Origin of the sequence: Pseudonocardia oceani (assembly GCF_019263585.2) — a bacterium.
Lineage (GTDB): Bacteria > Actinomycetota > Actinomycetes > Mycobacteriales > Pseudonocardiaceae > Pseudonocardia > Pseudonocardia oceani.
Genome location: NZ_JADQDF010000001.1, coordinates 2,518,162 through 2,541,459 on the forward strand (window position 1 = coordinate 2,518,162; position 23,298 = coordinate 2,541,459).

A 23,298-nucleotide genomic window follows, 5' to 3' on the forward strand; every position below is an offset into this window, starting at 1 on the left:
ACAACGCCGCGCTGCGTTGCCGAGCGGAGCGAGGCCTATCGGCACACGGACAGGATGCCGGCCGCGAGCGCTCAGCCGGCGAGGGGTCCGTCGCAGAGGAGAGCGACGTCGGTGTCGGGCAGAGCCGTGAGGCCAGCGCATCGCGCGACCACCAGAACCGAACCGCCCCTGCCCTGCGTTTGCGCAGGTCAGGGGCGGTTCGCCGGAGCCGCCTGTCGGAATCGAACCGACGACCTAATCACGTCGGCTCTGCGTCTATCGCTTGATGCGCCCACTGGGTGAACGAGCCGCTGACCTGCGCAAACGCCGAGCGTGGGGGACGCTGCCATCCGGTGGTGACCGACGACGACCGACCAGTACCGACCGTTTTACCGGAGTTTCACCGGAGCTCGCGGCGGCGTCGAAGCCGAGCAAGCTCCATTCTTTAGCTCACCGCGCCTTGCTCCTCGCCGGTCCCGTCGTCGTCGAAGACGTTTCAGGGCTCTTCCCAGATGAGGGTGTAGGTCGGCCGGGCGCGTCGGTCCGCAGATAGACGTCGAGGTCTCCCGACGATGGAGGTTCCTACGCCATCCATCCGAAAGACCTCGACGTGTCCGACGCTACCCCGCCGGCCGGCTTCGGCCGCCCTGACCTGACCGCCTTCGCTCGACTCGACGGCCTCGGTCTGAGCGTGACCGGGCAACGACTTGAACCGGATCGTGCGGTCCTCGCGTGCCGCGTGGTGGAACCAGATCAGTGGTGCCGACGGTGCGGCAGCGAAGGCGCTGCTCGTGACACCGTGATCCGGCGGTTGGCCCACGAGCCGCTGGGCTGGCGACCGACCGTGCTGGAAGTTGTAGTGCGCCGCTACCGCTGTGCCGACTGCGGACACGTGTGGCGCCAAGACACCAGCGCCGCGGCGGAGCCACGCGCGAAGCTCTCGCGCACCGGGTTGCGGTGGGCGCTGGAAGGGATCGTGGTCGCACACCTCACCGTCGCCCGTGTCGCCGAGGGACTCGGGGTCGCGTGGGACACCGCCAACAACGCGGTCCTGGCCGAAGGCAATCGGCTGCTGATCAACGACCCCACGCGGTTCGAGGGCGTGAAGGTCATTGGCGTCGATGAGCACGTCTGGCGCCACACCAGGCGTGGCGACAAGTACGTCACCGTGATCATCGACCTCACCCCGGTCCGCGATGGCGCCGGCCCAGCAAGGCTGCTGGACATGGTCGAGGGCCGGTCGAAGGCGGCGTTCAAGACCTGGCTCGCCGACCGCGACGACGCCTTCCGTGACGCGGTCGAGGTGGTCGCGATGGACGGCTTCACCGGGTTCAAGACCGCCGCTGCAGAGGAGATCCCGGACGCGGTCACGGTGATGGATCCCTTCCACGTCGTGCGCTTGGCCGGTGACGCCCTCGACAGGTGCCGGCGCCGGGTCCAACTCGCGATCCACGGGCACCGTGGGTTCAGGGACGACCCGCTCTACAAGTCGCGGCGCACGCTGCACACCGGCGCGGACCTGCTCACCGACAAGCAGAGCGACAGGCTACGCGCGCTGTTCGTTGATGACGCTCACGTCGAGGTCGAGGCGACCTGGGGTGTCTACCAGCGCATGATCGCCGCCTATCGCCACGAGGACCGGCAACGTGGCCGCGAGCTCATGGAGAAGCTGATCACCGACCTCAGCGCCGGCGTCCCCAAGGTGCTCACCGAGCTCACCACCCTGGGCCGGACCCTGAAGAAGCGAGCCGCTGACGTGCTCGCCTACTTCGAACGACCCGGCACCAGCAACGGGCCGACCGAGGCGCTCAACGGACGGCTCGAACACCTGCGCGGCTCCGCACTCGGGTTCCGCAACCTGACCAACTACATCGCCCGAAGCCTGCTCGAGACCGGCGGCTTCAGACCCCAACTCCTACACCCCCGATTGGGATGAGCCAGCAAACCCATTGACGACCTGGAGAGATGCCCCAAGCATCGAAGCTGCAGACAGCCGAAGGGGCGCGGTGCAGAAACGGTCCGGACTTTGGTTCGTGCCAGCTTAGGTTGCCGCCGGGGGGGAGGGCGAGGTCTTCAGAGCCTTCAACATCCGGCTCGATCGCACCCACACACCATCCCGGTCCACGAGTTCGCCGAGATCGACGGCAGGCAAACTCACTGATCCACCAGGCAGCTACAGAGCTTCACGCATTGGGCCATCGACGCTGGCGTGGTCACTCGCCGGAAGGGTGCCGAGGTGTTCTCCCGGCTGAAGAGGCAGCCGTCCCTAACCCCAAACCGGCTAGGACTCGCCAGTTGTGCTATCTCGCCTGGTTCAGGGGTGAACCATCATCACTCAGCTTCCCCCGACATCCTTGCGTTGAAGGCAAGTACCTCGAACAAGGAGTCGAAGTGAGAGTCAGACTGCTAGGCATCACCCTTGCTGCTTTCATCCTGGTGACATTTGGCAGCGTGGCAATGCCGACGCCAGCTGGGGCGGCCGAGTCGAACACTCAGACTCGTATGCAGGAATTTTCGGCTGGCGAGATCTGGACGACAAGCGGAACCTGGGGACGGGTCCGTCACCGGACAGGCTTCGAATGGACGCTCTCCGCGCCTTACCAGGTCCGCGCAGTCGCTCAGTTCCAGGTGGACTGGCCCACAGGCTGCACCGTCGGGATCAGTAAGGATGGACCAGCGCTCGATGGTTGCGACCCGAAGCTTGGCACGAAACGGCTACGCCTGGAGTTTCACGAGATTGTAATTCCGCTTCAATGGACCGGACCGGATGGGTCGGGTTCACTCACCTGCCGTTTCCAAGACACGGGAACTGAGCCGTCTGACTTCTCCGAGACGTGGACGTGCACGGGTGACTGGATCCGACAGCAGGATGACTTTCAGTACACCGTCTCCACTTCAACGCTGAATGCTGACGTTGACGATGACGGTGAGGGCTTGAAGGACCTGGCGCCAATATCGAGCACTCTGACCTTCGTACAGCAGTAACTTACCACCCCCAGGCGAGGCTCTATTCAAGCAGCCTCCGTCTGCTCGGGATGAACGCCTCGGCGGCGACGCGGCTCTCAAAGAAGCCCGCGTCGCCGCAGGCAGTTCATCTCACGAATAATTGATCACGGCCTCGTGGCCGCTCGTCGATACCACTAACCTCCGGAGACAAGGCGGCCCGCCGCTGCGGAAACGTCATCGGGGTGTGACAGGACGCTGCCTTGGCACTGCCAGGTTCTTGTGATCGGAGGCAGTCGCTTAAGAGTCAGACGCGGTACCCGGCTAAATTCTGGAGTAGACGTCAACATTGCCGCGCAAGGTCCATCCCTCACGCTCGCCTTGGTACATCCTGAGGTGGGCGCCGGGGTCACACTCGATCGTCACCCGCCCCCTGACGTTGATTGATCCACGCTGGCGCCGAGGACCATCACTACCGCCGGAACCTTCGGGTGCCGGCCCCGGATCGCCGCCCGCGCCCCTTCGAGCGCGGCCACCGTCGATGCGCTGGTCGGCCCGCCCTGCGTTGCTATATGTGAGTAATGATCGGCCGACGCCTCGACCACCGCAGCGCTGTCCAATCGGCTGTACGGCGCCACCAGGAACTCGTAGTCACGCCGTTAGTCGTCGCGTTCATTGTGCAGCCAAGTGGTTCACAGCAATGGGAATCGAAGTAGGCTGGCGTCGACTAGCTTTTTGGTGCGCTCCTCGATATCCGCCACCGTCCAGGTCTGCCTGTCGACGAGGTCGACGTTCAGTGCTAGCCCGTTGCGATAGCCGATGTACCTACCGTTGGTATCGGTACGGTCGCGCTTCTCGGGGAACGACTTGTTGCCGAGAGTGCTGTTGTATGCCGTGATCGTCAGGTTGCCGAGCCGGTGCACATCGGCCTCCTGCGCTGAAGCGGCCGCGGCAGCACCACCCAGCATCTGCTTCCACGCGTCGGGCAGGTTGGCTCCCTGCGGAAGGATATGCTCGATTGTCCAAACGAAGTGGCCCTTCTCCTGGCCCCATAGATCCGTCTGGGTCTCCTTCGTCATCGCGTCCTCGGACAGCGTAGTGAGCAGGAAGCGGGCCACGTCGGTGTTCTCGTCGTAGATCGGACCCTCCAGACGCCTGCGGAAATCCTCATCGCTGGACGACGCGTCGGTGAGCTCCTTCGCGATGATGTCAACGACCCCAACTCCGCTCCGCCCGTCGAGCATGGCGATGATGGTCATGAAGAGCTTCGGTAACGCATAGGTCTGCGGGTAGCCGGTCAGGTTGCGACGGACGAAGAAGCTTGTCAACCAGCGGGTGACGGAGATGAGTTGATACTCGGTGAGCCCGAGCTTTGCCTGCTTCGCGAGCAGCCACATCACGAGCACGTAGGACGGCGCACCCTGCGCGCGCATCAAATGGCGGAACGACTCGTCGAGCGCAGTAGGTGCGTCCGTCTCGGCGACGCAGGTGACGCGTCCGTAGATCCGGCTGGCGCCGACAAGGTCGTCGACACCCGACTTGATGTTCTTGCCCAGTAGCGTCTCGTAGATGCGGATCAGCTTCGTGCGGGTCGCGACGGGCGCATTGGCCACCTCAGGCAGTTCAGCCTTGAATGCATTGTAGTAGTGCCGAAGAAAACGTTCCTGCGTCGCGTAGTCGTCGCCGAGATTCGTCAGCATCTCGTTCCATAGCTTGAAGGCCTCGTCGACGTGCATGACGCCATGGCGTTCGGAAACCGCCAGGAGATGGTTCTTGATTAGGTCGACCGGGGTGAGTGGCATCCCTCGGTTGTTCAGTGACTCGAACAACACGAAAGCGTCGGCGTGATTCGCTACCTCGATCTTGACCAGTATTGCCTTCTGGACTGCTTCGAGCATAATGCGGGCGGCCCTAACCTCATCAAATCCGTTGGTTTCGGCGAGCCTGGTGATCGAGCCGCGGAAATACTGGTAACACCTAGCGATCCGACGCAGGGGAAAGTACGGCTTCTTCTGTGCTGGCTCCACAGGCAGGCCGGCCTCGGCCAATACCGCCCGGTAGTCGTCGCGATTGCGCCCTTGTGTCTGCGGGGTAACCCGGAGTTCGCCACCCTTGCCGACGAGCCGTCGACCCAGGTTGAACAATTCATTGCGCGCCTCGTCGTCAAGATCCTCCCGATGCTCGTTCAGCACCGAGTAAATCGCGGCCAGCAGCAGCGTCAGAGTCGTCGCCCGTTGCTGACCGTCGATCAGTTCCAGGATGCCGCTCGCGACTGCGTCCGTCGTCTGATTGAGAGTGATGATCGTTCCGAGAAAGTGCGAATCGTCGGCCTCTACGAGGTCCTGGAAGAGATCTTCCCACTCGGCCTTTTGCCAGGAGTACTCTCGCTGGTACGGCGGGACTCGGTAGGTAAGGTTGCCTTCGTAGGACAGCAGCGCGTGAACCGGGTACTGATTGGCCGACTTAATCACGGCGCGATCCTCTCAATGGACATTCGATTTCAGCTTCTGGCGAACGCATTACGCGCTCGCACAACGGGCGCTTCCCATTCTGCATTCCCGGCGAGCACGTTTGCGACACAGCCCGGTCACGATCGAATCGACCGACTCGTTTGCCTGCTACGATTCGCAACCGAATCAGCCGTGGAGTGTTCAGCATCGGAACGCAGGGCCTCCCTCGGCGTTCGGTGGCGTGCCCAGGTCACTCCATGGACGGCCGGATCTCGCTCCCCCGATGACGGCACCATATCTTGGACCCTGGTCGCCGCTGCTGCGCTCGGCGCCGAGCGCGCGAGGTCACTCACGCGGGATGTTTGGGTGGCCCGCTGCAGATCATCGGCCTGGGCGGGGCGGTCCACTGCGTGGCGCGAGCACCGCGCACGCTCCACCTCACCGACCCAGTTCATCGGCGAGGTTGGCATAGGGCCGCCCTTAGGGCCGCCAGGCCCCGACGAAGGCGGTCGATCAGCAGTTGCCTCGGCCCGCGCGGCCATGAGCGCATATCCGCGCAGCTCCCGGCCGGTGACGCCGTACCTGCCCGACAGAGTGACAACCGCGGCGCTCGCTGCCCCACCGACGACCACCGGGGCAAGCTGGCCCACATGGCTTTTCAGCTCCCCGAGTCGCTACAGAGTTCGGATGATGACGCGGCGCTTGCGCTGCTGACGCGCTACTACGGCCGGCCGTTCGCCGGTCCGGGCTCGGCCGTCGGAGCGGCATTCGACCATTGGGACAGCACCGGCACCCGAGTGCAGGACGTCGACCGTTTCACCGCCGACGACCTGGTCGCCGTCACCTTCCTCAGCGTCGACGTCTCCGCTACCGCGGCCCGGGCGCTGCTGCGGGAACGGGCTGATGAGTTCGCCGCGCTCTTGGCCGACGTGGGTCAGGACCGCGATCTCGTCGACGAGGTTGACCCGCTCGCCGACGACTGGGCTGGCTGGGCGGTGATGAGCGCACTGCGTGGGCTCGACCGCATCGGCCCTACGACAGCGAGCAAGCTCCTCGCCCGGAAGCGCCCACGACTGCGCCCGATCTGGGACACCGTTGTGACGAAGGTGACCGGCTCCACCGAACAGCAGTGGGAACCGCTGCGACAAGCACTTCGCGCCGACGATGCGGCCTTGCATCATCGCCTTCTCCGGCTCCGCGCCGCCGCCGGCCTGCCCGACGACATCGGCGCACTGCGCATCTTCGACGTCATCTGCTGGCGCGAGGGCAAGGATCGCGGTTGGTAGTTCACCGGTGTCGCATCCGGCCGGAGGGCGGCCCGCTAAGTCGACCGCGGCGCGCCCGAAACCAGCGGAGCACCCTCGGGGAGGTGTCACGAACCGACGTGCGGCCTCGGAACGGCAACAGGGTCAGCTGACCGTTGACACAACCGCGCGATGCGGGCATCATTGTTATCAGCACCTCGCACCGACAAGCTGCAACGCACTAAGTACGATCAGCGCCACTACAGCACACTTCTGTGCTCAGTAGTGGCGCCCGTTGTCGTTTCACGTGATTGCGACAAGGCCCAGAACGCTTCGGCGTTCTGGGCCTTTTTGTGTCCGCACATCAATGAGTAAGAAGGGAGCAGAACCATGCGTGAGCACTGGGAGATGGACAGCGACGCTGCGGCGTCCTACCAGCTCGACCCGAGCTACACCGCGAGCGGCGCCAACTGGTGCGGCGAGCGCCGCCCGGCCAAGAGGCGCGCGACGGCAGGAAGGCAGGAAGGCGCTCGTCGCGGTCGACCGCACACGGCGGCCGTCTGCGGGGCGGGTGACAACCTCGGGCTGGAGATGCTGAAGGCGCGCTTTCAGCATCGCCGGTCCGGCTGATGAACTACGCCCAAGGGGCCGTCGACTCGGTCGGGCTGCAGCGCCGGTGCGACCGACGTGACGATGAGTACGGGCATGTCCTTGACCCGGACGCCCCTTGGCCTCGACACAACTTATCAAGTGACGCCTGGTGGTCTGGTCGCGATGCGAGCCGCGCTTACCGATACCTCGCCCCGTGCTCGTCCGGAAGATCCGAAGGCATAGAGCTTCTGCTCGAGCTTGTCATTGAACACGCTGGCGTTGTCGATCACAGCGCCGCCGAGCAGCCGGTAGAACTCCTCGGCGTCGATGCGATGGGATCGTTCCACCTTTGCCGTTGAGACGCGGTGTGGCGGTCCGGATGTAGATGTGCCGATGCCGTGATCAAGGACCTGCCGGTGGAAGCTGGACTGAAACTTCGCGCCGTTGTCGGTCCGGACCTTCTCGATTTGAAACGGCATCAACGAGGTACGGCAGCTTCTGACCATTGTAAGAGCACGACGATGAACAGCTTGGCGCCTACGTGTCGAGGCGAATCAGAGGCATCCGCACCACGTCCGTGGCGCCGGCAGGGTCAGCCAGCCGCTCGCCGAGCGTCCGCGCTGCAAGCTCCTCCGGTAAGGCGACCGAGAACTTCAGTGCGGTGACGGACTCCTTGTCGAGTCGCGGGACCGCGTGGACATCTGCCGTCCGGATGTCCAGTGGACCCACACCCTCTGGCAGAATAAGGCTCTCGTTCTCCGCACCGGAGCTGTCCAGGCCGAGGCCAGCCAGCAGCGTCGCATTGGCCTTGAGCCCCGCCCAGGTCCAGAGGCGCGAGCCGCCTACCGGTCGGCGGGCGAGAACGAGCGCATCCCGATGAACCTCGGCAGCGTACCGAGCGCGAAGCTGCGGTGCCGCTTCCATCGCCCGCTGCGAGATCGTCACCGCCGGAAGAGCACCGAGCAGCACGTCGCGCTGCGCTCGGCACAGGTCGAACGAGTAGGCGATCGCATCCGAGGGCCACTTCACATCGCCCTTGGCCGACACTTCCTCCACCCAGACGGTGAAGCGGCTCCAGTCGACGTGCCGGACGAACCACGCCCGGCCGGCCAGCGTCAGCGGCTTGCGCTCACGATTGTCGTTGCGTGGCAGCGCGAGCGGTGAGACGAAGCCGATCTCCTGGGTTCCGGCGACCACTCTCAGCTCAAGGTCGGCGATGAACGACGACAGCAGCTCCATGAAGTGCTGCTTGCCGAACTCTCTTTCCGCCCGCGGGCCGATCATGAGTAGGCCGGAGTCCTCGACGAGGAACCCCGCGGAGCGCAGGTGGGTCAGAATCGCCTCCGCCTCGTCCAGCACCGCGAGATCGCCCCACCACTCCCGCCACCGGGACGCCCCGAACGCCTTTTCCTGCAGTGCGAGGGCTAGCAGCTGCTGGGCCGCGAGATGCCGCGGGTTCCGCGGCGCGACGACGTCCTCGACGAACCCGCGCTTCCACAACAGCAGCACTGCAGCCGCCTGCAGCAGACCGTGCAGATCGATCGCCAGGAAGAGCATGTTGCGGCTGGCTCCCGGGCGACGCCCGGTGCGGCCGAGCCGCTGCAGGAACGCCGAGACCGTCCGGGGCGCGTCGATCTGTATGACCCGATCGAGATCGCCGATGTCGACACCGAGTTCGAGGGTGGACGTGGCGACGATGACGGTGTTGCGTCCCTCGGCGAAGGCCTGCTCGCTACGGCGACGCTCGGACGCCGACAACGACGAGTGGGACACGAACGTCTCAACGCCCCGCTCCCGCAGCAGGAAGGTGAGCTCCTCGGCCCGGCGCCGGGACTCGAGGAACACCAGCCGCTTCTCGCCACGGTGCAGACGGGAGATCACCGTGGCGGCATTAACCATACTTCCGACGTAGTCCAGAGTGACATCCGGCTCACCGGCGTCGGAGACGGTGTCGCGGACCACCCGCGCGGGACGCCCACCCACGGTCGAGCCCTGCATCCACGTCCCGACCGCCTCGGGATTGCCGACCGTCGCCGATAATCCGATGCGCTGGAGCTTTCGACCCGCGAACCGCTCTACCCGCTCCAGCACGGCAAGCAGATGCCAGCCACGGTCGGACGAGGCGAAGGAGTGCAGCTCGTCGATGACAACCGACTGCACCGACGAGAAGAACCGTTCCCGGTCGAAGCGACGGGAGACCAGCATCGCCTCGATCGACTCCGGTGTGGTGAGCAGGATGTCTGGGCGTTCGGCGAGGATTCGCCGACGCTCGGTCGGCCCGACGTCACCGTGCCAGAGCCCGACCGTTCGGCCTAACCAGGCGCCGTAGGACTCGATGCGCGGGTGCAGATTGTTCAGTAGTGCGCGCAGCGGTGCTAGGTAGAGGACCGTGGTTCCCGACCACTGCTGCTCCGTCATTCTCGAAAGCAGGGGGAAGACAGCAGCCTCGGTCTTGCCGCCCGCGGTCGGGGCGACGAGGACGCAGTCGTCGCCGGAACGGACGGGCCCGACCGCCGCGGCCTGCAGCGGTCGCAGGCCCGACCAGCCGAGTGAGTTGATGATGTGGAACTCGACCGCTTCGTCGAGTCCGGTCACCCCTGCCACGACGTCACAGGTCTAGGTCGATGTCATCCACGGAGGCGGCCGCCCGACGGTCTCCCAGTGCGCGGGCTTCGCGCTCGACGTCGGTCAGCTCATCAGGCTTCATCGTGAGCCGGTAGTCGCGCCGCGGGTCGAAGTCCTCGAACTGGTCAACCCGGTCGAGGACGTCAGCCACGAGCTTCTTCAGGAACAGCCTCGGTGACACGCCCGTACGTCCGCCGAGCTCACCGCCTACGGCAGCTGCCAGGTCGCGCACATAGGGGTTGTCGACGACGGACCGGAGCCGGGCGGGGTCCTTCGCGCCGGCCGCGTACACGTCGCGGACCCTGCTGCCGAGCTCCAGCAAGGAATCTGAGGTGAAGCCGTTAAGGCGAATCTGCGGGGCGCGGGGGTTGTCCCACCGCGATTCGGTATGGAAGTCGGTCTGGAGCCGCTGGGCGAGTGGCGCCAGGCGCTGCACGCCCTGCTGACCGTCGTAGAAGGCGGGTGTACCGGTCATGACAACATAAAGACCCGGGTAGCGGCCGCTGTCGATCTCGTCCAGCAGCTGCCGAAGCGCGTTGAGCGACTTCTCCCGGGCGTCGGAACGCATCCGCTGCAGGGTCTCGACTTCGTCGAGCACGAGGACGAGCCCGGCGTAGTCGGAGTCCCGCAGCACCGTGAGCAGTCCCTGGAGGAACCCGAGGGCGCCGAAGTGGTCGAGGTCGCCCCGCACTCCGGCGGCGCGCCGAACCGAGGCGGCGACGTGGGGCTGCCCACCGAGCCAGGCCAGCAGCCCGTCGGCCTGCGCGGCGTTCCCCTCGGTCAGGGCGATCCGGTACTGGCGCAGGACGGCGGCGAACGCCGGGGCCTCCTTAGAGATCGTGGCGAGCCGCTTCTGCATCAGCTCGAAGAGGGCGTTCCCGGAGTCGGCTGTGCCTGGCGCGGTCGACACGTCCCGGTCGAGGACGTGGAGCCAGCCGTCGACGACGTCGCGGAGCGCGCCGGTGGCCGTCGTCGGCGTCGCGAGGTTCTCGACGACGCGCCGATACACGGTCTCCAGCTTGTGCAGCGGGGTCTCGGTTTCGCTGATCTGGATCTCGGCGGTGGCGAAGTTGGCCCGCTTCGCCCGCTCGGTGAGCCAGCGGGAGAAGAAAGTCTTGCCGGAGCCGTACTCGCCGCGTACCGCCTTGAACCCGGCGCCGCCGCCCGCGACCGACTCCAGATCCTCGTCGACGGCCGTCTCGAAGCGGGTCAGGCCGACGGCGAGGACATCGAGACCCTGTCGTGGAACGGTGCCGCGGCGCAGCGCCTCGATGATGTCCCGCCGGCGGCGGGGGCTGATCGTGGCGGTGCTCATTTTAGCCCGCCCAGCTCGAACTGTTCCCCTAGCAGCTCGATGTCGATCCGGTAGGTCACGCCATCGCTGTCGACCTTCAGCACCTCATAGCCGTCGACATTGAGGAGCCGCTTCACCACGGCGAACCGCTGGCCCAGCTCGACGGCGGGGATGCCGGCGGTGGCCGCCACAGTGTCCTGGTGGGCGCGGCCCCCGCGCTGCAGGATCGGGCGCAGGAAAGCCGCGACTGCGTCGCCCGACAGCGCGTGTCGCCCCGCCCTCCGGTGCTGGTCGGCGTACGCGGACGAGGCGAGCAGGGCGTCGACCAGGTCGGCCTCGGGATCTGGTGTCGCCTCCCGCTCCACGGCGAACAGCGCGTCCTGGTCGGCGACCGGAGCAGGCGCCGGCTTCCGCTTCTTCCGGCTCCGCGACACAGGCGGTGCCAGGGCCGGACCGTCGGCCGGGTCGTTCCACCAGCCCGGTACCTGCGGCGGCGCCGACACCCAGCCGGCCAAGGTGTCGGCCAGTGCGGTCGCGGGCTGGAACACCAGCACCGGGACTGTGACCTCGGCGAGGCTCGCGCCGCCGTGGTAGCCGGACCTGCGCGGCCCGTACCGCAGGTCCTCCCGCCAGAGCAGGACTGCAGCGCCGTCAGGGACGACCACACGCGGCCCACTCACCTCGACCTCGCCCGGCCGCACGGGGTTCCTGACAGGGCGCCATCGGCTGTCCGTTCCGGGGGCGGGCAGCGTCTCCGTGCCGCGTTCCACGACGTGCCCGTGGTCGGAGGTCACAATCACGGTGCGCCGGCTGGCGATGGCCGCCTCGAGCAGCGCCCGCAGCGGGTGCAGGTCCGTCAGCTTCCAGTCGGTGTCGGAAACGTCGGTCTTGTGGATGGCGTCGTCGATCGCGTTGACGACGACCCCGACCACCGGCACCTTCTCGTCGGCGAGCGCGGAAGCGACGTCGGTGGGCAGCGCGGCCCCGCTTTCGGCGCGTAGATCGTTCTTGTGGAACAAGATGGAGCCGGGGAACGCGGAGCGCAGGCCCTTCTTCTCCTGGTCCGCGTCACCTTCCCGCACCGCGCCGCAGAACAGCGACGTGCGGGAACGCCTGGTTAGCGTCGGCAGGATGGCGACGGCGCCGAGCCGTTGCAGCGAGACCATGGGGACGTGTTCGACGAACCCGAGCCGGGCGATCTCGGAGGCGAGCATGACCGCGACGGCCCCGCTCAGCCCGTCTAGCACCACGAGGAGCGCGCCACCACCTCGCCGTAGCGGTTCCACGACATCGCCGAGGATGCGCTCGACGCCGATTGCATCCGTGCCCGGTGTCGCCTGCCGTCCGAAAGTGGCCGCCTGGGCCAGGCGGTGGGCGGCCAGTTCGTCCCGTCCGGCGCGCCGATCGCGCACCTTCGTCACCAGGCGCTGGTACGTCTCCGCGACCACGGGATCGGTCGCCGCTCGGCACACTGCACCGAGCGCGGCGTCGACCCAGGCGCCGTCGTTCAGCTGCCGCTGGAGGTCCCCGGCGAGCGACGACGGCTCGACCTCAGGACCGGCGAGCCAGCGGTGCAGGCGCACGGCCATAGTGGGCACGCCGTTCGCGTCGCGGTGCTCGAGCACGGCGCTGAGGGCGTCCTCGATTCCGGTCCCGGAGTCGAGCGCAACGGCCAGTGCCCGTTCCCGTGCGTAGTAGCCGGGTCGCAGCACGGATGACCTCTCGGCGCCGATGGCCCAGCCGAGGTCGCCCAGGAGCGCCTCGGCCTGCTTGAGCGCGACTGCGATGTCCGCATCGTCATCGACGGCCGCCCGCTGCACGGTGGCCCTGGCTACGGACGCCACAGCGGTGGCCTCTGTGACGGGAATGGTCTTCCCGTCGACGAACCGTTCGGCGCGCACCCTGGCAGCGATTTGCAGCTCGTTGGGGATCGACCCGTCGACCGGCCACAGGACGTCCAGCGCGAGGCCCACCGCCAGGGGCATGACCAGTTCCTGTCGCTGCGCGACCTTGAGCGCGAACGCCGCGGGCGCGCCCAGCTCGGCGCCGGCCCACGCGATCAAGTGTCGGCGCAAGGACACATCGACTTCGGCCCACCGGCTGCGGTTGTCCCGCTTCCCGAGGGCGGTGAGCAGCACGGCACCATCCAGCTCGGCGTCAACGCGCAGGCCGACCAGGTGAGCGAGCAACGCCCCGATCGCGTGCGCCGCCCCGACCGCGATCTCCGGAGACCGCGGCCAGTCGCCGACGGGCCGATGGTCGAGCAGCGCGGTGGCGGCCCAGTCGAGGCGCCGCAGCTCGCGGCTTACCTCACGCGCCCCGGGGAACAAGCGCGGCACGGCCTGCCACTCGTCGGGCATCTCGACCCGCTGCTTGTAGGCGCGGGCCAGCACGGCGTCACCGAGGTCGCTGCTGGGCCGGTCGGTGAGGATCACGGCGTAGTCGTCGGGGCCGAGAGAGGCGTAGGCGTCGAGGACAGCCAGCTGGGAGACGGCGGTGACCACCCGCACCTCCCGGTCACCCACCTTCACCGGTCCGGCAGTCCATTCCGGGTGAGCCCGCAACAGCAGCACCCGCGCATCCGACCCCACCAGATCGGACGCACGCTGCTGCACCATCGCGGGTGAGACCGGGACGGCGCGGACTGCCTTGCTCACTCCCACCGCCATTCCACCCGCAGCGTCTTGCCCTGCACGGGGTTGGCGAGCTGATCGACCAGGGTGCGCGCCAGTTCCTGGATCTCGACGGCCTGGGCGACGTGCAGGCTGTGGTTCTCCTTGGCGCGTTCCTCGGCCTCCTGCCGACGCCGCTCGACCTCGGCCTCGGCCTCGATGCGCCTGCGCTCAGCGTCCTCCCGCTCGCGCCGGAGCCGCTCGTTCTCCTCAGCGAGGTCTCGCTGCCGATCCTTCTCCTCGTCGTCATTGCGTCGGCGCTCTTCCTCTTCTTTCCGCCGCCGCTCCTCCTCCTCCTTGCGCCGACGCTCCTCCTCTGCACGACGCTTCGCCTCCTCCTCGTCCCTGCGGCGGCGGAGGTCGACAAGAATGGCAGTGGCCTCCCTTGCCGCAGCCTGCAGGGCCGCCGCCAGAGGGGCATGACGCTGCTCTCCCCCTGCCGCGGCCTGCAGCTCACCCAGCGCACGGTGCGCACGATCGTCGTCCAGCTCGGGGAGCTGGTCGATCATCTCCCAATTCGCCCCCTTGAGAACTGCCGCCACATCGGCGGCGCTGGCCATGCCGTGGGCGAACGGAGGGAGCTCCTCGGGGAGATCGAACTCGGAGAGCTGCCGAATGACATCGAGCGAGTCGCCGGTGGTGTCGAGCGCCGAGACCAGGTCCTGTCCCCTGCGGGCGCTCGCAAGCCGAGCGCTCACGTCGGTCAGACCCAAGATGAGTGCGTGCGACTGGAGCAGGCTCGCCAGCGAGTCGACGGCCGGACGCAGTTCCTTGGCCTTGCTGCGTACGGCGCCCGCGACCCGTTCCATCGCGGCGCTGGACAGGTGGAACTCGTCTTTCACCCCGAACAGCGCCTTCGCCCGGCCGACGGCGGCCCGCCACTCTCCCTCGTCGGGGAGCACAGGCTCGTGCAGCGTCATCTCCGGCTTTAGCCCACCGATAGCCGGATCGGGGATCTGCGTCCCGCGCCACCGGATCACCCGATCCGTCATCGCGGCCCAGGCGAGCACGAGCAGGTCCTGGACGTCGGTGGTGAACCCGTACTCGACCACGGACGCGCGCAAGGCCTCGACAGTGGTGTCGCCTCTGACCGTGGCCTTGACGAAGTGGTCGTGCCAGCGGAAGTACTGCGTCTGCAGCACGTAGGTCTGCTCGCTAAGCCGCCCGACCCCGAACCCGTCGATCACGCGGCGCACCTTCTGTGCCGTCTGACGGTCGACTGCCTCGATCCGGCTGCCCTCCGCCATCGCGCGGCGCGCCAGGTCGAGCGCTCCCGCCAACTCGGGACGGCGCAGCTCGGTGTCGGCGCGGTCCAGTGGCGGGTGTTTCGGAAACCGCTGGTCCAACGCATTACCGAGGACCGTCTCGACGGCGGCCCGGAACGTGGGTGCCGACGGCTTGAGCGGGTCGTAGTCGCGGGCGAGAGTCGCGAAAACACGGCCGTCCGGGACTCGGGCTCCGAGCTGGTCGTCGGTCGCCGCGTCGATCCCGTACGCCTGCCGCAATGCGCTGATCACCTGGACGCGGAGCGAGTCGCGCTGGTTGGTCAGCTGCCGCTTCGCGGGCTCCCGATCGGCAACGGGCAGGGCGGTGGAGTACTGGTCGAAGTGGCCGCCGGTGAGCAGATAGTCGAGGACCACCAACTTTCCGATCTCGTCGACACGTTCGGTTCGCACGTAGTGGGGCAGCCAGACGACCGTGTCGCTGTCGACGTCACCGTCGCGGAGCTGGCGGAGCCGTTCGACGGCGTCGGCCGGGGCGTGCCCCGATTCGTCGAACGGGACGTCGATGACGAGCCGCCACCGCCCGTCCGATGACAGCATCGCCTCGGTGCGGAGCTGGCCGGTGTCGCGGACGGTGCCGAACACGACGTCGACGTTGCGTTTCTGTCCGGACCAGACGTGGCTGAGGACGTACTCGCTGCCGATCGCTGCGGTGACCTCGGCGCCGATCTGCTCGGTCAGCAGCCTGCGGACGAGGGCGCGCCGTGTCGGGGCGGAGTTCTCGGCCTGGACGTGCACGAGCACGGAGTCGAGGTCGATTCCGGACAACTGCAGCGTGATGATCGGGTCGCCGGGCTGGTTGCCGACGGTAATCTCGCCGAACTCCCCAGACCACTGCTTAGCCTTGGTGACGACCTGCGCGGCCTCTTGCCCGGGGAGCATCGTGACCACCGAGCCGAAGTTCAGGGCGGCGAGCTTGGACGCGGTCAGATCCTTGAGTGAGGTCGCGCCGGGGGCGATGGCGGCGACGAGCAGCGTCTTGGCGATGCGGTCGTCGCGGCGGAACGGGTGCCCGCGCTCCAGATCCACCGCCGTCTGCTCGGTGAGGCTGTGCCGGTTGAGCAGGTGGGGCCGCATCTTTTGCTGGTAGAACGTCCGGGCTGACGCGAACAGGCTCTTCATGTCGTCGGTGAGCGGGTCGGAGTCGCCCAGCACCACCGCGTCGAAGAGGTCACCGACGCCGATCACGTCGCCGACGGTCAGGTCATCCCGGCCGCGCGACAGCAGCTCGCTCATGATCTTCAGCGCGGTGCGCTCACGCTGCATGATCGACGAGAGCGCGATCATGGCGTCTACGAGCGCGGGCGAGAACGGGTACACCATCTCGAAGTCGACCGCGCTGGAGCCGGCCTCGTCGGTGAGCAGGTGCTTGAACGCCGTCGGGTTGGCCCGCACGGTGCCGACCGCCTTGGCGAGCGCCGCCCGGCCGTTCTCGCTCGTCGGCGTGAGCAGGCGGCGCTGGACGATCTGCGGCAGGTCCGCTGCCGGGAGCGTGATCTTCTCGAAACGCCCCTCCCACCACTGGAAGGAGTCGCCGAGAGCCACCTGCTCGGCACCAGCCGCCCCACCGCCGAGGAAGTCCTTCAGCTCCCGCTGGCGCGCGACGAACGACACCAGAGGCACCGGCAGCGTCCCGATACCGGTCTCGACCAGTTTCGCGATCTTGGACGTCTCGGACGCGATGAACTCGCTGTTGCGCAGGTGCCCGGACAGCCACAGCACGAGCTCGTCGAGGAACAGCACGACCCCGTCGTAGCCGAGGTTCTTCACGTGCTGGGTCATCGCCTGCAGCCCGGCGGACATCTCCAGCCAGGTACCGGTCGCCTCGAACCCGGTGAAGTAGGTCCGCACCAGCTCCGCGGTGATCTTCTGCCGGTCCGGGTCGTCCGGGGCCGCGTGGCGAGCGGCATCGTAGGACGCCGGGGTCACGCTTGCGCCGAAACGGCCCCACCCCCCGCCGGAGCTGCCGGTGAACTCCGCGAAGAACGCATTCTCCCCCATCCGCTTCCGCAGGTTGTCGGCATCGACCCACAGCGAGTCGGACCGATGCAGCACCGGCGCGGGGGCGTCGGGGTGCAGCCGCCGGACCGTGTCGAGGTAACCCGTGAACAGTGCCGACTCGACGGACGTTGCGCCGACGAAGTGGTAGTCCACCGCCAACAGCTTGCGGTCGAGCAGACCAGCGTGTTTCGCCACCACGTTCTGCAGGCCGGACAGCGCCTGCGCACCGGCGTTGCCGTTGAGCAGCAGGTGCAGCACGGCCATGTAGTGCGACTTGCCGGATCCGAACGAGCCGTGGATGAACGCGCCTTTGGACGTCCGGGTCGCGAGGGTGGCTTCCACCATCGTGAGGCCCTTGTCAAAAGCCCCGGCGATCGCGTCGGTGACGACGTACTCGCCGAGCGTCCGCTCCGCCGCCTCCTGGGCGCGGTGGATCTGCAGGACGAAGTCGTCGTCGTGGACGGCTAACGGAATGTCGATGGCGTCGCGCAGCGGCAACGAGAGCGCGGTGGGTGTCATTGCGGTGGTCCTCTGCCGATCAGGAGCGCTTCGGACGGCGACCGCGTGTCGGCGCGGGCGGGGTCCAGGCCGTCACGTCGTCGCGGGTCATCCCCATCCGGAGAAGGTACTGGTCGATCACCTGTGTGATCACAGCTGCAGGGCTCGCGCCGAACACCGGGTCCTCCTCGGCGTGCCACTGGTGCAGCCACGGCTCGAGCTCCACCAGCCCGGCGACAAGCGGGGTGAGGGCCACGTCGTCGGCACCGAGCGACTCCTGCACCGGCAGCTCCCGGCCAAGCGCGAGCGCCTGATTGCGGTGGTCCCAGCCAGCCCAGCCGAGCACGGGAGTGCCGTCGGCCTCGCGGCGCAGGTCGGGGTAGAGGACGAACCGCTCCTTGGGCACGTCGAGCTTGCCCCGCGCCTTCCAATAGACGTCCTTGCGGAAGTCGGGCTTGCCGTACTTCGCAGGCACGGCGATGTCGACCTTCTCCCCCGCGTCCTCACGACGCTGCAGCTCCCACACCTCTTGCCAAGTGCGGTACTTCTCCAGCCCAGACGGCTTGTACCGGTGCGCTGCCAGGTATGGGACGGCTTCGTCACCGGTTAGCGAACCGAGAACACCAGTGAGGTCAGGCTCTGCGGAACCCGTCAGAACCGCAGCCAGCTCGCGCAGCACCGCGTCGGTGCGAAGCAAGTCGGCTAGCTCGGCCACCGACCGAGTTCGCGGGCCCTGCTCATCGCGCCACAGCTCCGCCCGCTCCAGGCGGTCGAGGATTGCTGCTTCCAACGCCTTGGTCAGCTGGACGCTCCACGGCGTGACCGCCCAGCGGCGCTTGAACTCCGGCTTCTCCAACAGGCGGATGTTGGGGTCGGAGTCGATGAGATCAAGACGGCGCTGCACAAGAGCGGCATATTCGGCGGGCCACACCGTCCCGGGTTCCGCAGCTGATGTCGGTGCTGGACACGGAATCTGGGGGTTGACCTGCGAGAACGCCGAAGGCCGCCCGGACGGGCGTGTGTCCAGGCGGTGAGGTTCGTGCTGGTCAGAGCGTTGTGGCGGGCCCGAGTTCGATGATCTTCTTGGGTGCGTTGATGTCGAGCTTGGCGAGGATGTCGCGCTGGGCGGTGGTCAGCTCGGTGCGTTGGCGGAACGTGCCGGCGGGGCCGGTGAAGGTGCCGACGTGCAGGTCTTGGAGGTCCTCGCGGACGCGGTTCCAGGTAGCACCGGTGGTGGTCTCGACGATGCGGACCAGGAGCAGCGCGAGCCAGCAGAGGATGACGTGGGCACGGATGCGTTCTTCGAGGCGGTGATAGACCGGGCGCAGTTCCAGGGTGGTCTTCATGTCGCGCCAGCCGCGTTCGACCTGCAACAGCTGCTTGTAGCCCAGCGCGATGTCCTCCGCGGACAGGTGCGGGTCCGAGCAGCGCAGCAGGTACTTCCCGTCCAGGTTCACCTCGCCGGCGATCTTCTTGCGGTCGACGCGGAGCAGGCCCTTCGGGGTGACGCGCAGGAACCGGTTGAGCCCGGGCATGGTCGAGATGCGCCCGCGCAGCTCGGCCCGCTTGGTCACCGTGAGCCGGTCGGTGTCGGCGATGAGCGCGGTGAGCTTGCCGACCATGACCTCGCGCAGCGCGGCGTCCCGTTCGGCCTGCTCAGGGTTGAAGCAGATCACGAACCGCTCATCAGCGGCGATCTTGACCTCTTTGACCTGCAGGTTGTCCCGGACATGGCTGTAGCGGCCCTGGCGGGACAGCGCCGCGGTGGCCTCCGCGGAACCGGAGCGGAGCTTCTCTCCGATGATGTAGTGCCCGCCGCCGCGGCGCAGCTCCCTGCGGTTCTGCGTCGAGGAGAACCCGCGGTCCGCGACCCACATCACCCTCGCCAGGGTCCAGTCCCGCATGTCCTCGCGGGCCTGGCGGATCAGCGCCGAGTCGGTGGTGTTGCCCGGCCAGCACCACACCCGCACCGGGATCCCGGCGCGGGTGACGGCCATGCCGATCACGACCTGGGGCAGGTCGTCACGGGAGTCCTTCGACTTGCCGTAAGTCCGGAACCCCACCCCGCCGCCGGTGTCCTCGCCGTCGCCGTCGCCGTCGCCGTCGCCGTCGCCGTCGCCGTCGCCGGGGTCCTGGTCGGGGACCGGGCGCCCGCGGACGTCACGGGCGAGCGGGTCGTCGGGCTCGTCGGTCTGGAAGTAGGTGGAGGTGGTGTCGAAGAACAGCAGGTCGACCTCGTGATCGAGCAGGGTCGCGACCTGCCAGAACACCTCCCGTTCCAGATCGGGGGCGATGTCGAGGAGCCAGTCCATCGCCCGGTAGCAGGCGTCGTCGGAGGTCTCGGCCAGGCCGTCGATGTGCGCGCGGCGGTTCACCCAGCCCGCGGCGGCCAGCTTCGAACCCGGCGCCAGCGCCCGGTTCGCCACCAGCGCGAACAGCACCCGCTCGGTGCGCGGGTCGCGCTTGCGCCCGGTGAGCAGCCGGGTCATGACGGTGTCGATCCCGAGGCGGCGCCACAACGCGTCGAGGACCAGGGTGCCGCCGACCGGGCGCGAGGAGGTGAACGCCAGCCCCGCCGCCCCGGGCGCCTGCGAGCCGGTCAGAGCGGTGGCCGGGTCGAGCAGCCTCGTCAGCGACGCGACCAGGCGCTTGATCGCGTCGCGGTCGAGTTGGTCCTCCCGGCCGAAGCTGTGCAGCACCTTGGGCCGCGAGGTCTTCGTGGTCGGGTCCCACTCGTTGTGGGTCAGCTGCAGGTACCGCACCGCGGCGCCGTCCTTGTTTCGCCGTGTCGACACTCGTACGTGCACGTGTCCAGACGTTACATGAGTTCCAGCAGCTCAACAGTTCGAACACCGATCGAACGTGTGTCCAGTATTTTCGCCGCTTCCGGACCTGCTCCCGCTCGCTGACCTGGGAGAATACCGCGGCGTGTGTCCAGATCCGCCCATCAGCTGCGGAACGCGGGACCGTCGGCGGTTCGGTGATGGGGACCGAGCCGTGGCGGGTGAACCACGTCGACTCCTCTTCACCCGTCTCGACTTGCCGCGCAACGACAATCTCGAACGCCCGCTGGCCCAAAACGAGCCGCTCTGCCTCGTCGCCCGAGTAGGCGAGGTCGTCATCGAGCAGCCCGTAGAGGCGGTAGACCTCCCAGTCCAGCTCCTCCTGCTCGAAGATCATGCGTTCGCGGAGCCGCTCCCATGCCGCGCCACCCTCCTTCAACCGCTGGTCGAGGGACGTCGACGGACTCATCCCGTCCTGCAGCCAGTCGGCGACCACGGCACGGGGTGAGTTCTGGTCGAGCTCACGCGCCAATGTGTCCAGCTCGCGTCCACGGACCAGCGGAAGTTCCGCAGGCAGCGGGAACTGCTCGAGCTTGGTGCCGGTGAATTCGAATGTGTTGCGCCATTCCTCGCTACCCATCGCCGCGTAGCCAGCATCGACCCGAGCACCGCCGCCCTCACCCTTGTTGTGGCTGACCTGCTTGAGCCAGAAGCACGCCGTCGAGCTATTCAGCACCCCGAGCAGCTCCAAATGCTGGTCCTCACTCGCCCCCTTCGGCAGCTTGATCACCGGTGCGGACTGCTTGAACACCTTGCCGCCACGGTCCAGCACAAAGTGGTTGTGGGTGGCGACAAAGGCAAACGCGACGCTCAATCTCGATCGAAATCGATCCGCGAAGAACATGCTGTGGTCGAACCAGCGAAGTCCGCGCTCCTCTGGCTCGTGCCCAAAGTCAACCCGACGACGAAGCGGAGACCGGTAAGTCCACATTTCTCGAAGGAATTCACCGCTCGGACCTACGGCAAACCCATCCGAGGAGTAGGGAAATAGCGTTTCCGTTTCGCCACCAATCCGATAGTCCCTCACCTCGTCGCCGAGAATAACCGGCACAAACTCGACCAGATTTCGGCGGCCAGCGTATCCAGTCGGCCGATAAAATGCTTCATCCAGCCCGGTATGCGTGGTTCGTCCTACCACAATCTCTCGTTGCGAGATCCGCGCAGCCTGACCGTCAAGCAACTGCAGTAGATCCGCCGCACCGCCACCTGACAGCGACCAGGGATGAGACACCAACACTGCCCGCGGGAGGTCGCCCACTGATACGTACTTCCCATTGAATTCCGGATTGTCAAGATTCTCCACGATCTCGGTCCAGACCAAACCGTTGCCAGGCACCTTCGGCTGCCCTGGTTCACCTCGGATCCCCATAACGACACGCACAACATCGCCGACCGGCTTGCGGCGTCGCCCGACGAGGATGACGGTCGGCGTTCCATGTCCAGGAACATAGGCGCCCGATGTATCGATCACCTGTACAAGATCGACCGGATTGTCCAAATGAAATCCGCCGAACAAATCCTCGATGAGCTTCTTGCCGAACTCACGCTTCACAAAGGAGTTCGATGTGATCTGACCAACGTAACCCGCCGGTTCGTTGCGATTACCTTTCACGGCAAGACGGTAAAAAAGTTCCGCAAACGGCACGGAGAGTGCGTACTGACGGTGGGCAGTCTTGTAGGAATCCCGATACAGCGCGCTTAGAACAGCGTCCTTTACCGTGATGTACGGCGGGTTGCCGACAACCACGTGATACTGGCCGGGCTGCAGAATCCCGACATAGTCGGCGAGGTCCTCCGTGTCGTACAGGTAAGTTCGCTCCACGTCCGGGTCTTCGTCGTCGTCGATCCCGGGGATCGTGGCCGGGACTCCCCCGCTCTCGCCGAGCAGGGCGTCGCCGATGGCGAGGTGGTAGCCGAGGGCCGGGATGGCAGCGAGCGAACGTTCGCCAATGGCATTGATTCCGGCGACAGTCAGACGGAAGCGGGCAATGGCCACGGCGAAGGGGTTGAGGTCGACCCCGTGGATCGAATCCATGGCGCGCCGCACGCGTTCCTTCACGTCGAGTGCCGGCGCCTCGTGCTCCCACACCTTCATCAGCCGGTGGAATGCGCCGAGCAGGAAGTGGCCCGACCCGCACGTGGGGTCGATGAGCTTCAGCCCGTCGTGCCCGAACTCCTTCAGGGCGGGCGTGAGGGTCTGGTCAAGGATGAACTCCTCAACGAAATCCGGGGTCTGCAGGAGGGCGTATGTCTTCTTTGCATGCTCGGATAGATCCTGGTAGAGGTCGCCGAGGAAGCGGGTGCCGAGATCGAGGTCGGTGAAGTCGTGGATCAGCACGCCGGCGTCGTCCGTCCGCCGCCAGAACTCGACGAGGGCGGCGGCCGACTCCGGCCTGATCAGCGCTGTCCACACCGGGTTGTGCTTGCGGTCGATCAGGGCCTTGCCAGCGGGCTGGGCGGCGAGGACGGCGAAGCCCTGTTGCAGCCAGTGCCGCCGGTTGTGTGTCGGGTTGGCGCGGAAGTAGGCGGTGAGGTTCTCCTCGGCGAGGGCCGTGCGGTCTCCAGGCCCGGTGATCCAGCCGATCGGCGTCGGCCGCCCGTTCAGATGGGCGCCGGTGAGCAGGTCGTTGTCCTCGCAAAACCGTAGGAACGTCGTGGCGATGATCCAGGCAACCGCGGCCTGGTCGACCTCATTGTCCCGCCATACCACCCATGAGTGCCCGGTGCGTTCGCGCGTGCGGGCCTCGGCGTACTCCTCCTTGAGCCGCGTACCCCAGGCGTCGCCTGAGTCCTCGGCTCGGGCACGGAGATCGGCGACGAGCAGCCTGAGCTGCCCCTTGAGGTCCTTGAGGAGAGCAGCCGAGTCGATCACAGT

At 67.0% G+C, this 23,298-nt stretch carries 11 protein-coding genes and 1 pseudogene; 3 read left to right on the forward strand and 9 right to left on the reverse strand.

Annotated elements, in window-relative coordinates:
- The first annotated feature begins 589 nt into the window (after positions 1-589).
- The gene (locus I4I82_RS12560) at positions 590-1,915 is read left to right on the forward strand and encodes an ISL3-like element ISPfr2 family transposase (protein ID WP_032401348.1); all 1,326 of its coding nucleotides are present in this window, start codon (positions 590-592) and stop codon (positions 1,913-1,915) included.
- A 1,699-nt stretch (positions 1,916-3,614) separates the two neighbouring features.
- Here I4I82_RS12560 and I4I82_RS12565 read toward each other — a convergent pair.
- Positions 3,615-5,393, reverse strand: coding sequence for a DUF262 domain-containing protein (locus tag I4I82_RS12565; RefSeq protein ID WP_218595722.1), 1,779 nt, complete (start codon positions 5,391-5,393; stop codon positions 3,615-3,617).
- A gap of 629 nt (positions 5,394-6,022) precedes the next feature.
- Here I4I82_RS12565 and I4I82_RS12570 point away from each other — a divergent pair.
- Positions 6,023-6,658: a DUF6308 family protein gene (locus I4I82_RS12570; protein WP_218595723.1), complete on the forward strand. Its 636-nt coding sequence runs from the start codon at positions 6,023-6,025 to the stop codon at positions 6,656-6,658.
- 348 nt (positions 6,659-7,006) lie between these two features.
- Positions 7,007-7,246, forward strand: coding sequence for a hypothetical protein (locus I4I82_RS12575; RefSeq protein ID WP_218595724.1), 240 nt, complete (start codon positions 7,007-7,009; stop codon positions 7,244-7,246).
- Positions 7,247-7,362: 116 nt separating this feature from the next.
- Here the strand turns inward: I4I82_RS12575 and I4I82_RS34945 are convergent, their stop codons facing one another.
- The 8 genes and pseudogenes from I4I82_RS34945 to pglX all read right to left on the reverse strand — a co-directional run.
- Positions 7,363-7,686 carry a hypothetical protein gene (locus I4I82_RS34945; protein WP_218595725.1) on the reverse strand — a complete coding sequence of 108 codons (324 nt, stop codon included), beginning with the start codon at positions 7,684-7,686 and terminating at the stop codon, positions 7,363-7,365.
- A 58-nt stretch (positions 7,687-7,744) separates the two neighbouring features.
- Positions 7,745-9,802 carry a DEAD/DEAH box helicase gene (locus I4I82_RS12585; RefSeq protein ID WP_226370013.1) on the reverse strand — a complete coding sequence of 686 codons (2,058 nt, stop codon included), beginning with the start codon at positions 9,800-9,802 and terminating at the stop codon, positions 7,745-7,747.
- 13 nt (positions 9,803-9,815) lie between these two features.
- Positions 9,816-11,147 (reverse strand): BREX system ATP-binding protein BrxD, encoded by a 1,332-nt coding sequence (gene brxD / locus I4I82_RS12590; RefSeq protein WP_218595727.1) that lies wholly within the window; start codon positions 11,145-11,147, stop codon positions 9,816-9,818.
- On the reverse strand, positions 11,144-13,783 hold the full coding sequence (gene pglZ, locus I4I82_RS12595; RefSeq protein WP_218595728.1) for a BREX-2 system phosphatase PglZ: 2,640 nt from the start codon (positions 13,781-13,783) through the stop codon (positions 11,144-11,146). The genes brxD and pglZ overlap by 4 nt, the downstream gene beginning before the upstream one ends.
- Positions 13,780-17,601 carry a DUF6079 family protein gene (locus I4I82_RS12600; RefSeq protein WP_218595729.1) on the reverse strand — a complete coding sequence of 1,274 codons (3,822 nt, stop codon included), beginning with the start codon at positions 17,599-17,601 and terminating at the stop codon, positions 13,780-13,782. Before I4I82_RS12600 ends, pglZ begins: the two co-directional genes overlap by 4 nt.
- 19 nt (positions 17,602-17,620) lie before the next feature.
- Positions 17,621-18,607 carry a DUF7008 domain-containing protein gene (locus I4I82_RS12605; protein ID WP_372481294.1) on the reverse strand — a complete coding sequence of 329 codons (987 nt, stop codon included), beginning with the start codon at positions 18,605-18,607 and terminating at the stop codon, positions 17,621-17,623.
- Between the two features lie 19 nt (positions 18,608-18,626).
- Positions 18,627-20,387 carry an IS1634 family transposase gene (locus I4I82_RS12610; RefSeq protein WP_443690138.1) on the reverse strand — a complete coding sequence of 587 codons (1,761 nt, stop codon included), beginning with the start codon at positions 20,385-20,387 and terminating at the stop codon, positions 18,627-18,629.
- A gap of 172 nt (positions 20,388-20,559) precedes the next feature.
- Positions 20,560-23,295, reverse strand: a pseudogene (pglX, locus tag I4I82_RS12615) (BREX-2 system adenine-specific DNA-methyltransferase PglX); the annotation flags it as partial.
- Positions 23,296-23,298: the final 3 nt, after the last annotated feature.

Excerpts from the sequence above, each read along its gene's own strand:
- I4I82_RS12570 (WP_218595723.1), top strand. The coding sequence starts at position 6,023 with ATGGCTTTTCAGCTCCCCGAGTCGCTACAGAGTTCGGATGATGACGCG.
- I4I82_RS12575 (WP_218595724.1), top strand. The coding sequence starts at position 7,007 with ATGCGTGAGCACTGGGAGATGGACAGCGACGCTGCGGCGTCCTACCAG.
- I4I82_RS34945 (WP_218595725.1), bottom strand. The coding sequence starts at position 7,686 with ATGCCGTTTCAAATCGAGAAGGTCCGGACCGACAACGGCGCGAAGTTT.
- brxD (WP_218595727.1), bottom strand. The coding sequence starts at position 11,147 with ATGAGCACCGCCACGATCAGCCCCCGCCGCCGGCGGGACATCATCGAG.
- I4I82_RS12600 (WP_218595729.1), bottom strand. The coding sequence starts at position 17,601 with ATGACACCCACCGCGCTCTCGTTGCCGCTGCGCGACGCCATCGACATT.